General features: G+C 46.5%; 10 protein-coding genes and 1 pseudogene. 3 read left to right on the top strand and 8 right to left on the bottom strand.

Annotated features, from left to right (window positions below; translation table 11 throughout):
- Positions 1–125: 125 nt before the first annotated feature.
- From C5471_RS25330 to C5471_RS13910, 3 genes and pseudogenes are all read left to right on the top strand, one after another.
- A pseudogene (locus C5471_RS25330) lies at positions 126–218 on the top strand (RHS repeat-associated core domain-containing protein); the annotation flags it as partial.
- Positions 219–331: 113 nt separating this feature from the next.
- Positions 332–517, top strand: coding sequence for a hypothetical protein (locus C5471_RS13915; RefSeq protein ID WP_133815975.1), 186 nt, complete (start codon positions 332–334; stop codon positions 515–517).
- Positions 517–708 carry a hypothetical protein gene (locus C5471_RS13910; RefSeq protein ID WP_133815974.1) on the top strand — a complete coding sequence of 64 codons (192 nt, stop codon included), beginning with the start codon at positions 517–519 and terminating at the stop codon, positions 706–708. Before C5471_RS13915 ends, C5471_RS13910 begins: the two co-directional genes overlap by 1 nt.
- 1637 nt (positions 709–2345) lie before the next feature.
- On the opposite strand, the gene nuoN is transcribed toward C5471_RS13910, so the two are convergent.
- Genes nuoN through nuoG form a run of 8 tightly spaced genes read right to left on the bottom strand, consistent with a single transcriptional unit; the run spans position 2346 to position 12309 of the window.
- A complete protein-coding gene (nuoN, locus tag C5471_RS13905) occupies positions 2346–3803 on the bottom strand; it encodes an NADH-quinone oxidoreductase subunit NuoN (RefSeq protein ID WP_133815973.1) in 1458 nt (485 codons plus the stop codon).
- A 6-nt stretch (positions 3804–3809) separates the two neighbouring features.
- The gene (gene nuoM / locus C5471_RS13900; protein ID WP_133815972.1) at positions 3810–5330 is read right to left on the bottom strand and encodes an NADH-quinone oxidoreductase subunit M; all 1521 of its coding nucleotides are present in this window, start codon (positions 5328–5330) and stop codon (positions 3810–3812) included.
- Positions 5331–5350: 20 nt separating this feature from the next.
- Complete coding sequence (nuoL, locus tag C5471_RS13895; protein ID WP_133815971.1) at positions 5351–7198, bottom strand: NADH-quinone oxidoreductase subunit L; 1848 nt, start codon at positions 7196–7198, stop codon at positions 5351–5353.
- Positions 7195–7497, bottom strand: a complete 303-nt coding sequence (gene nuoK, locus C5471_RS13890) for an NADH-quinone oxidoreductase subunit NuoK (protein WP_036843392.1) — start codon at positions 7495–7497, stop codon at positions 7195–7197. Before nuoK ends, nuoL begins: the two co-directional genes overlap by 4 nt.
- Positions 7494–8039, bottom strand: a complete 546-nt coding sequence (gene nuoJ, locus C5471_RS13885; protein WP_133815970.1) for an NADH-quinone oxidoreductase subunit J — start codon at positions 8037–8039, stop codon at positions 7494–7496. Before nuoJ ends, nuoK begins: the two co-directional genes overlap by 4 nt.
- A gap of 12 nt (positions 8040–8051) precedes the next feature.
- Positions 8052–8594, bottom strand: a complete 543-nt coding sequence (gene nuoI / locus C5471_RS13880; RefSeq protein WP_036843389.1) for an NADH-quinone oxidoreductase subunit NuoI — start codon at positions 8592–8594, stop codon at positions 8052–8054.
- Between the two features lie 14 nt (positions 8595–8608).
- Positions 8609–9586, bottom strand: a complete 978-nt coding sequence (nuoH, locus tag C5471_RS13875) for an NADH-quinone oxidoreductase subunit NuoH (RefSeq protein ID WP_133815969.1) — start codon at positions 9584–9586, stop codon at positions 8609–8611.
- Positions 9583–12309 carry an NADH-quinone oxidoreductase subunit NuoG gene (gene nuoG / locus C5471_RS13870; RefSeq protein ID WP_133815968.1) on the bottom strand — a complete coding sequence of 909 codons (2727 nt, stop codon included), beginning with the start codon at positions 12307–12309 and terminating at the stop codon, positions 9583–9585. Before nuoG ends, nuoH begins: the two co-directional genes overlap by 4 nt.
- Positions 12310–12366 lie beyond the last annotated feature (57 nt).

The following is a 12366-nucleotide window of genomic DNA, read 5'->3' as shown; positions in this document are numbered from 1 at the left end:
AAAGTGCCCGTCGGGACGAGTTGATAGGTTCTTTAACAGGGTGGGAAAACGCGGCGGAGAAAAAGGCTGCTAAATCAAGGGGAAAAGTCCGCTCAACGGTATGATGGCGTCGGGATAGTCCCTAAGATCCGATCGGGCTGAGTGGGGGCCTTAACTTATACACTTATGCGCCAAACCCCCTGACATGGATCGATCCACTTGGGTTAATGATGTTATACAGAAGAATGAATCTTCCTAAATATAATCAATTAATGGAAACCGGGAAATGAGCTGTGGGTCACGGCACTATAGAAGGTAAATGGTTTGCATACTCCTATGAAGATGCCGTAAATTGGGTAATAAAATGGGACATGGAGGAAATTCATTCCAAGTTGTGCAAATAAATGTACTAGATGATATAGCTAAAAATATGCATATAGATCCGCATTTAGATGGAATTGGCCCAGCGAGATACGCTCAGTTGGAACAGTTAAAATATCATGGAGTAAAAGAGTTCAAGCTAAAAGGTGCTAAATAATGTATCTGGTTAAAATTGAATGGCTTTCTGAACAAAATGGTGGAAGGAAAAATCCTCCATCTGTTGGGCGTTATTTTGCGGCATCAAGATTTTCTGAAGATATTAAATACAGGAAAAAGGAAAAACAAGAAAATTCTTGGAATGAGAATAGCTTTACTCGATATCACCCTTTTAACAGTGAGCGGATTTAACTATAAATGTCGTTCTTTAAAAAGATGTTAATCAAGTTTAATCGAAATCCATTAACTATTAACAGAAAATTGAAAAAATCAGCGAGAAAAAGAATATTATCCGAAAAAACATAACGGGGTATCTTTATATCACCAAGTTATTTACGGATTGATTTATGAAGATAAAAGACTTATAAAAACTATTCATAATTGCCAGTAAAACAACACTAGTAAAGATAAAAAGCGAATGTGATTAACATTGGTTAAACGTAAAAAACAATATACCATGATGATTAAAATTAATAAAAACAAAATGTTAAAAGCAGTAAAAGCAACGGTTAAAACTTTATTATACCAATTAAAACCAGAGATTAAAAACCTACCCACCATAAATCTATCAGTGAAAATGAGAAAAAGCATTGGCTTTATTAATGCTTATATACCCTGTAAAAAGATACATAAGAATATATAATAGGTTATTCAGGCAATATATTTAAAAAAAGAACCGACTTTAATAACGCTTTCAATCGGATAGTGAATTCTTTATCAGCCAGTTAAATAATTATTCGTGAAAAATAGGAGTAACAAAATTCGCAAATAAATGATTTAATCGAATACAAACTTGTTTACTCACAGAGTAATTATATTGCACTTATTATGTGGATCCGCCAATTCATATCGTTATTTTCTCCAAGATATTTTCATGCTCTGTTAACGCTTAAATCCCCATTTCATCATTATAACCCCTCTGGTAAATCAATTTTACTATTGTTAATATAATAAAGCGTTATTAAATGAATTTACCGATTTATTTAAGCATCATTTAAATAGATAACGTTGAGTGGATTTAAGTGAAAATCTAAAATCATATGATGAGACTATTTTAATAAATAAACGATTTTATTTTAACAATCCCTATCTTTTCAAAATGATATTGACTAAACGCCCATGCCATTTATTACGCTAAAATAACTATTTTAATGAAAACAAGACAAAAACCATAAAAAAATATCCCAAATGCAAAATAAATCCCTTTTAAAAAAGTTAAAAGCCTTTTATCTAGAGTTATACTTTGAATAATCAAATCACGTTTTAAATGCGCTATCTCTTTATGGCTTACTTTGTAAAATAACAACAAGAAAGCGCTTAAATAGCCATCTATTCAGATAATATTTTTTGCATGCTGATTTCTTTTCAACTCTTTAATTAATGGTTAATCGACTTAGATTGAATGCAATACATTCTCCTTTTAACAAGTGTATTTATTAAGTTATCAGAGAGGGTAACTAATCCGGTTAAATGTTTTTATTATTGGATTAATGCTGTCGTTTTGCCACCTTATTAATCAATTTAAAACCCGTTTTCTCTGATGTTTTCTCCTCCAATGTCAGCAGAACATCGAATCTTTTACCCACTTTTAAAAATCTTTAATCACGGCTTTTTACCGTTAATGATTAAAATTTTTACCTGTTTTTTTCATAATACGCTTGTTCTTTTATCCCAGATTTTAAAACCACATTGACAGACGAAAAACGACTTTTCTTAACCGCTGTTTTATCGCATTCAGATAAGGTGTATCTCATCTTGCCTGAATGCGTCCCGGTAAGGACAACCTTACCGGGTTTTAATTATTTCAAATAATTCATAACAACTAACTGTTAGAGAATGATTTTCGCTTGCTGTACCACATCAATCAGTGGCTGAGGCCAGATACCCAGCGCCAGTACCAGTAATGCAGAAATCAGCACCACCATCCCGCCGGCAGTTAAGGCCCAATTCCTCGGTGTATCACGGTTAAGGGTTTTCGGCGCATGTAAGTACAGACTCACCATCACTCTCAGATAGTAATAAAGGCCGATAGCACTGCCAAGAACCACCGCCGCAGTCAGCCACCACCGTTCAGCCTGTACACCCACGACAATCACATAGAACTTACCAATAAAGCCCAATGTCATTGGGATCCCCGCCAGTGACAACATCATCACGGTCATTACCGCAGACAAAATTGGCTTATGCCAAAATAGGCCACGGTATGAGTAGAGGGAATCCGCATCTGGTCCTTTATATGGGCTGGACATCAGGCTAACGACACCAAACGCACCGATGCTGCTAAACAGATAACCCGCCAGATAGATACCCACCGTTTCTTCTGCAAGCTGGTTGTTTTGTACCGCGACCAGCGCCACTAACAGATAACCTAAGTGAGCAATAGAAGAGTAACCAAGCAGGCGCTTGATATTCGTTTGGGTCAGCGCCATCAAGTTACCGAACAACATAGAGGCAATCGCAATAACGGTTAATACCGTACGCAGCGCTTCACTGTCCGCCATCGGCGCTTCAACGAACAGACGCATCACCACAGCGAAAATCGCGATCTTACTGGCAGTTGCCAGGAAGGTAGAAACAGGTGCAGGTGCTCCCTGATAGACATCAGGTGTCCAAAGATGGAAAGGGACCAGCGACAATTTGAAGCCAAGACCCACAACCATCATCCCCAAACCTGCCAGGATTAAAGGCTGATAGATATAGCTGTCAGACAAACGATGCCCCAGTGCAGCAAAAGAGAGATCGCCAGATTCCGCATAGAGCAACGCGATACCAAACAGCATGAAAGATGATGCCGCCGCAGACAGCAGCATGTACTTAATCGCCGCTTCCAGAGAGCGTCTCTGACGATATGCATAACCAATCAAACCAAATAGCGGCAAAGTAAGCAGTTCAATACCGATAAACAGTGATGCCAGATGGTTTGCACAAACCAGAAGAATACCGCCTACGGTCGCAATCAGCACCAGTAGGTAGAACTCTTCTTTGTTATCCGGATAGTTTTCCAGCCAGGAATAGGCAAAAGTAGAAGTTGCCAAGCTTGCAACCAGTACCAGACCGATATAGAGCATAGCGTAGCCGTCCACATGAACCAGTGGGGTGACATCCATCGCGTCCTGCTGCCCAACAAAGTAGAGGGACAGCAGAGCCAGATTCAAACCTACTACGGTCAGCGTGGTATTGATAAAGTGATCGCGTCGCCACGCAATGGACAGCATCACAACCACTACCGTCAATCCGACGATCAACAGCGGTAACAGCGCGATCAGTTGTTGAGGAGTTATTGTCATGGCGAATTACGGCCTTGTAGTTGAAATTGAAGCTGAATACCAGGTCTGGATGTTATCCATCGCTGCCGCTGAAGTATCAAGGATAGGTTGTGGGTAGAAGCCCATCACCACCAGTAATATCAACAGCAACATGACAATAGATATTTCCCGCATATCCATCCGTCTTAATGGTTCATCTGATTTTGGCGCGCCGTAATAAGCACGCTGCATCATATACAGGGCATATACAGAAGCGAAAACCAGGCCGAACACAGAAATCGTTATAATTAACGTGTATTCACTAAAACTGCCAAACAGAATCATAAACTCACCGACAAAGTTACCGGTTCCCGGCATCCCCAAGGTCGCAACCGCAAAGCACAGCGATAGCGCAGGCAAAAACTGCACTCGTCGCCACAACCCCCCCATTAGAGTCATGTCACGGGTATGCAAGCGCTCATAAAGCTGACCACAGAGAATAAACAGGCCCGCGGCTGATAAACCATGAGCAATCATCTGGATAATCGCCCCCTGGTAAGCAAGCTGGCTGCCAGAGTAAATCGCTATCAACACAAATCCCATATGCGAGATACTGGTATAAGCAATCAGGCGTTTGATATCTGTCTGGCTGAATGCCATCCATGCGCCATAGAAGATCCCAAGCACACCCAGCCACATGGCGATTGGGGTGAATTCATGAGACGCTTCCGGGAACAGTGGCAAGCCAAAACGCAACAGACCATAACCCGCCGTTTTCAGCAAGATCCCCGCCAAGTCAACAGAACCCGCAGTTGGTGCCTGACTGTGAGCATCCGGTAACCACCCATGCAACGGCACAACCGGCATTTTTACCGCAAAGGCAATGAAGAAACCCAACATCAGCAGGTATTGAACGGTATGTGACATTGGCGTATTCAGCAATTTCTCATAGCTGAATGTCCATTCGCCCGTCGCGTTATAGTGCACCAGTACCAGCGCCATAATCGCAATCAGCATCACCAGACCACTCGCCTGGGTATAAATGAAGAATTTGGTCGCCGCAGTGATACGGGTCTTACCGCCTGATCCCCTGTGTCCCCACAATGCAATCAGGAAGTACATCGGTACCAACATCATTTCCCAGAAGAAGAAGAACAGGAACATGTCGATAGCGAGGAACACCCCCATCACCCCACCCAAGATCCACAGCAGGTTCAAGTGGAAGAAGCCCTGATACGGTTGATTTTCCGTCCATGAGCAGAGAATCGCCATCAGCCCCAACAGGGCAGTTAACACGATCATCAGCAGGGATAAGCCATCCAGTGCAAGGTGAATACTGATACCAAAACGTGGGATCCACGGCATAAGAAATTCTTCTTGCCATTGAGGTATCCCTTGCGGATTAGCCAAGGTATAGCCCCCCTGCAACCACAATTGCAGTGAAAGCACCAGAGTCAACCCCATCGAAATTAACGCAATCCAACGCGGTACACGAGTACCAAAGCGTTCAGTCTGCCAACTCAGCAAACCTCCGATGAAGGGCAAAAGAATTAGCCAAGGTAATAGCATGGCGCAATGTGTCCCTTAAATTAAACCAGTAGCAGCAGAGCTAAAACCAGCACTGCACCCAACCCCATAGAGGCAACGTACCAACGGACTTGTCCGTTTTCACTCAGGCTAAGACCTTTGTTACTCCAGCGTGATAACACCGCCGGAATATTCATCAGTGAATTTAGCGGATCGTTTTGTAACACACGGGTAATGTTCTTGAATGGCTTAACAAATATCCAGTCATACAGAACATCAAAACCCCAAGCATTAAACCACCATACGGAAAAGAAGCGTCCCGGAGCACTTTGTGCCACGCTATTCACCAACTGACGTTTACCCAAATACAGTGCCATTGCCAGCAAAATACCCGCTACCGCCACCACACCAGAAACCACTTCCAGCATCATTTTACCTGTATCACTGGTTGCATGATCTTCCGGCAATACCCCCGCCAGTGGTGGCACAATCAGTGCGCCCACAAAGGTGGAAAGCACCAGCAATACCAGTAATGGCAGGTGATGGGTAATCCCTTTAACCGGGTGCGCTTTGGTTTTCGCCTCACCGTGGAACACGATAAAAATCATACGGAAGGTATACAAAGAGGTCATAAACGCGCCTGCCAGCCCAGCCAACATGAGGTTGAGATGACCATGTGACATTGCTCCCCACAGGATTTCATCTTTACTGTAGAAACCGGCAGTGATGATCGGCAATGCCGATAACGCCGCACCACCGACCAGGAAGCAGGCATAAACCAACGGAATGGATTTACGTAATCCACCCATTTTGAAAATATTCTGCTCGTGGTGACAGGCCAGAATGACGGAGCCCGATGCCAGGAATAACAATGCCTTAAAGAATGCGTGCGTCATCAGATGGAAGATTGCCGCATCCCACGCCTGAACCCCCAACGCCAGAAACATGTAGCCAATCTGACTCATCGTTGAGTAAGCCAGTACACGTTTAATATCGGTTTGCACCAACGCAGCAAAACCGGCCAACACCAGCGTGATAGCGCCAATAGTCCCAACCAATTGCAAGATTTCCGGGGCCATCAAGAACAGGCCGTGACTGCGGGCAACCAGATAAACCCCTGCGGTCACCATCGTTGCGGCGTGAATCAGCGCAGAAACCGGCGTCGGGCCAGCCATCGCATCAGCCAACCAAGTTTGTAACGGCAATTGAGCGGATTTACCGACTGCTCCCCCTAATATCATCAGGGTCGCCCAGGTAATCACCGAAGAACCGGCTTCCAGATGTTGCGGAGCCAAAACCGCCAACTCGCGGAAGTTCAGGGTTCCCAGGTTGTCATACAGAATAAACATGCCGATAGCCAGGAAGACATCACCCACACGGGTAACGACAAAGGCTTTCATGGCCGCAGCACCATTTGCCGGGTTGGTATAGTAGAAGCCAATCAGCAGATAACTGCACAGCCCCACCCCTTCCCAGCCAAGGTACATCAGCATCATGTTATCTGCCAGAACCAGTATCACCATGCTGGCGATAAACAGGTTGGTATAAGCGAAGAAACGGGAATAACCCTCTTCTCCGCGCATATACCATGAGGCATACATGTGGATCAGGAAACCGACACCAGTGACCACACTCAGCATGGTCAGAGACAAACCATCAAGAACCAGAGTGAAAGGAATACTGAAATCCCCGACCTCCATCCAGTTCCACAAGTTTTGACTGTAAACCAGATCACCCGCCACATTCTGGCTGTTGAAATCAATAGCAACCCACAAAGTCACCAGCGCAGCCAGACCAACAGAACCCATCCCAACGGTGGCTGAGGTGTTTTCAGACCAGCGGCCACGGGAAAATGCCAACAGCAAAAATCCCAGCAGTGGCAGCAGAATTGTTAAATAGAGTAAGTTCATCCGCGCATCTCACTGACTGTATCAATATTCAAACTCTGGCGACGACGATAAAGCTGCAATAACAGCGCCAGGCCAATACTCGCCTCGGCTGCCGCCAAACTAATCGCCAGAATGAACATCACCTGACCATCTGGCTGCCCCCAATAGCTGCCTACCACGACAAAAGCCAGGGCCGCTGCATTAATCATCACTTCAAGCCCAATTAACATAAACAACAGATTACGACGGATAATGAGCCCGGTCAGGCCCAGAACAAATAGGATTGCCGCCAAAATCAGTCCATGTTGAAGAGGTATCATGGTTGTTCCTCCGCATTTCGGTTACTGAGCACTTCACCCTGTTTGTGTTCACGGCCAATGTGATAAGCCACCACCATACCGGCCAGTAACAACAGAGAGGCCAGTTCAACGGCCAGCACATAGGGACCAAACAGGCTGATGCCCACTTCTTTGGCGCTGACAACTTCACCGGTGATATTGTCAGCAATATCACCATGAGAAACGTTGATAATGGTATACACCAGCACGATAAGCAACACGGCTGACAGCAGACCCGGACCAACCCAGGTTCGCGGTTTCAGCCAAATACGCTCCTGTTCAACCACAGATTTACCAAGGTTAAGCATCATTACCACGAAAACGAACAGCACCATAATGGCCCCGGCGTAAACGATGATCTCCAGCGCCGCAGCAAAATAAGCCCCCAGCGAAAAAAATACCGCTGAAAGCGCCAGCAGAGAAACAATCAAATACAAAAGCGCGTGTATCGGATTGGTGTGTGTAATCACCCTGATGGTTGCCAATATCGCAACCAGCCCGGCGGTATAAAACGTAAATTCCATGAATATCGCTCCTTACGGCAACAGGCTTTTAACGTCGATAGGTTTTGCTTCGTCGTCGGCTTCACCTTTTGATTTGCCGTCAATCGCCATACCTGTCTTACGGTAAAAGTTATAATCAGGATATTTACCTGGCCCTGAAATCGTCAGGTCATCTTTTTCATACACCAGATCCTGGCGCTTAAACTCTCCCATTTCGAAATCCGGTGTTAACTGGATTGCGGTGGTCGGGCAAGCCTCTTCGCACAGACCGCAGAAAATGCAGCGTGAGAAGTTAATGCGGAAAAATTCTGGATACCAGCGGCCATCTTTATGTTCGGCCTTTTGCAATGAGATACAACCAACCGGGCAAACTGCCGCACACAGGTTACAAGCAACACAACGCTCTTCGCCGTCCGGATCGCGTGTCAACACAATACGGCCACGGTAACGGGGTGGCAAATAAACCGGTTCTTCAGGATACATTTGGGTTTCGCGTTTATGAAAGGCGTGCAGGCCAATCATCCAAATACTGCGTACCTGGGTGGCGAAACCAACCGCTAACTCTTTCAATGTCATGGTTCATTCCCCCTTTATTGAGCGTTGTACAAAATCACTGCCGCAGTCACCAGCAGGTTTAGTAAGGTCAGCGGCAAACAAATTTTCCAGCCAAATGCCATTACCTGGTCATAACGCGGGCGCGGTAAAGATGCACGTATCAGGATAAACATCACCATGAAGAACGCCGTTTTCAGCGCAAACCAGACAAACGGCGGCAAGAATGGACCATGCCAACCACCAAAGAACATTGTCACAATCAGGGCAGAAACCGTGACAATACCGATATATTCACCAACGAAGAACAGACCAAATTTCATCCCGGAGTATTCAATGTGGTAACCATCAGCCAGTTCCTGTTCTGCTTCCGGCTGATCAAATGGGTGACGGTGACACACGGCCACACCCGCGATAGCAAAAGTCAGGAAGCCAAAGAATTGCGGAATGATATTCCACATGTGTTCCTGTGCGTTGACGATATCGACCATATTGAAAGAATCGGCTTGAGCAACAACACCCATAAAAGAGAGGCCAAGAAACACTTCATAACTCAGTGTCTGTGCAGAAGCACGCATTGCCCCCAGCAGGGAGTATTTGTTGTTACTTGCCCATCCGGCAAACAGGACCGCGTAGACAGCCAGACCCGCCATCATCATGAAGAATAAAATGCCGATGTTGAGATCCGCAGCCATCCAGTTAGGAGTGATCGGCACAATGGCAAAAGCAAGCAACAGAGAACAGAAACCAATAACAGGCGCTAAGGTGAAGATCAACCGGTCAGCAAAACGTGGTACCCAGTCCTCTTTAAAGAACATTTTGAGCATGTCGGCCACGATCTGTAATGATCCTCCCCAACCGACGCGGTTTGGCCCATAACGGTTCTGGAACAGCGCCAGCAAACGTCGTTCACCAAAGCTCATCAATGCCCCACAGGCAACCACCACCACCAAGATCACCACCGATTTCAGAATAGCGATCAGTACATCAATAACGTCGGAGGTTAACCAACTCATTGTGCCGCCTCCCGCAGATTATTCACTGAAACACCCGCCAGTACCGGAGGAATACCCGGCATTCCCATTGGCAAACCAATCTGACCCTGAGCGAGCTTTTTACTCAGACGGACCGCCAAACGCAGTTGCTGACCAAAACAATCAAACTCCAGAACAGAACCTGTTTTTACACCCAGTTGATCCGCATCTTTGTTATTGAGCATCACATAAGGCTCCGGCATACGTTCCTGAATCACATCGGAACGCTGGGTTAATTCTTCACTGCCAAACAGGTGATGGTAAGGCGCGACGACCCATTGGTTATCCTGTACAGAAAATTCAGCCGGAATCTGATCAAAGTAGTTCAGACCCCCGTCAGTTGTTTCAATCAGGCGTACCCCCGGATCACCAAAGCGCAAATGGCCCCCCACCTCCGCTTGGAATTTATTCCACGCTTGCGGTGAGTTCCAGCCCGGTGCCCAGGCAAACGGAACCTGCTGACGATAGGCATCAGGGCTATTGTTGCCTTCCATTGAGAAAGCAAATGGGGAGTCAATATCTTGAGGTTGACGCTGCTCATGAACACTGAGATTCGCCAGCATCGCAGTACGGCCACTGTAACGGTGCGGTGAACGCGCCAGTTTCTGACCACGGATGCGGAATGTGGAATCAGGCGCGGCATCAACAATGCCCTTAAGCTGTGGCATCACGTCAACACAGGCATTAATAACGTGGTCAAGCTGAGTCCAATCCAAATGACGTTCGGTATGAGTCACGTGCAGGGAGTGCAGCCAACGCCAGCTCTCCAGCATCACCACGGATTTGTCATAGAAAGAGGGTTCGAAAACTTGGAAATAACGCTGCGCCCGGCCTTCCTGATTCACCAGCGTGCCGTCACTTTCTGCAAAGCTGGCAGCTGGAAGGATCAGATGGGCTTTATCCATGATAGCCGTGCGCTGGTGGTCAACCACAATCAGGTTTTTCAGCTTGTTCAGTGCGTCATCGACCTTATCAGCTGCCGCATGTCGATAGAGATCATTTTCCATCACGATAACTGTATCTGATTGACCACTGCTGATACGTTGCAAAGCCACATCCAGTGGTTGAGCCTCCATCATCCCCAATCCAATGCTGTTCGCATAGATCGCGACAAACGACAGACCGACATCTGAGCCTTTATCCTTCAGCGCCCAGGCAACATTAGCTGCCGCCTGAATAATCGCATCACTGCCCACGTTACTGCCGCTGATAATCAGTGGTTTCTTCGCGCCAATCAGTGCCTGTGCAACCATTTCCACTTTGGCTTTCAGTTCGTCAGGTAAATTTTCAACCGCCGGTGCCGTGTTATCCAATGCATGAGCGACAGCAAAACCAAAACGAGCTTGATCATCAACCGGCGCACGGTAATTCCACGCCGCGATATCATCCAGACGGGTATCATCCACGTTGGTCACAAACAGGGGATATTTAGCACGCTGGCCGATATTCATCACTGCGGCAATCTGCCAGTCAGCAACTTTCTGAGCCGCCGCCATTTCGCGGGCTTTGCCTTTCACCGCCTGACGAACGGATAGTGCCATACGGGCACCAGTCTGAGTCAGGTCTTCACCTAAGATCAGCACCGCATCATAGCTTTCAATTTCACGCAGCGACGGTGTATAAACACCACCCTGCTGGAGAATTTCCAGCATCATATCAAGGCGTTGCTGTTCAGCAGCGGCAATCCCGCTATAGAAGTTTTCCGCGCCCACTAATTCACGCAAGGCAAAGTTGCTTTCCAGGCTGGCACGGGGTGAACCAATACCAATGGCATTTTTGGCCTGACGCAAAATATCCGCGCCACCCTGCATAGCCTGTTCTGCGTTAAGCGAGATCCAGTGATCACCACGCAGTTGTTGTGGTTGGCGGGGCCGATCTTGACGGTTGACATAACCGTAACCAAAACGACCGCGATCACACATAAAGTAGCGGTTTACTGTGCCGTTATAACGGTTCTCAATACGGCGTAATTCGCCATAACGCTCCCCCGGGCTGGTGTTACAGCCAATACTGCACTGCTGGCAGATGCTTGGCGCAAACTGCATGTCCCATTTACGGTTATAACGTTCAGAATGGGTTTTGTCCGTGAATACCCCGGTTGGGCAGATCTCGACCAGGTTACCGGAGAATTCACTTTCCAAAGTGCCGCTTTCAGTACGACCGAAATAGATATTATCGTGAGCGCCATAGACACCAAAATCCGTACCGTCAGCATAGTCGTTGTAGTAGCGCACACAACGATAACAGGCAATGCAGCGGTTCATTTCATGAGAAATAAATGGCCCCAATTCCTGATTGTTATGAGTACGCTTGGTAAAACGATATTTACGGAATGTATGACCCGTCATCACCGTCATATCCTGCAAGTGGCAGTTGCCCCCTTCTTCACACACCGGGCAATCATGCGGGTGGTTAGTCATTAACCACTCAACCACACTCTCACGGAACTGTTTAGCCTCTTCATCATCAATAGAGATAAAGGTGCCATCCATTGCCGGAGTCATACAGGACATAATTAGACGACCGCGCGTATCATCCGCATTTTGGTATTGCTTTACCGCACATTGGCGGCAAGCGCCAACGCTTCCCAGCGCTGGATGCCAGCAAAAATAAGGAATATCCAGCCCCAAAGAGAGGCAAGCTTGTAACAGGTTATCAGCCCCGTTTACATCATATTTTTTGCCGTCTACATGTATCGTAGCCATAGTCAGCATGCTTCCAAGTGACCTGCTTTTCAGCAAGTGTTAATCAAAAATTCTGCT

The organism is Photorhabdus tasmaniensis (assembly GCF_011189505.1).
Taxonomy (GTDB): Bacteria; Pseudomonadota; Gammaproteobacteria; order Enterobacterales; family Enterobacteriaceae; genus Photorhabdus; species Photorhabdus tasmaniensis.
This window is presented reverse-complemented; position numbering and strand designations above follow the sequence as displayed.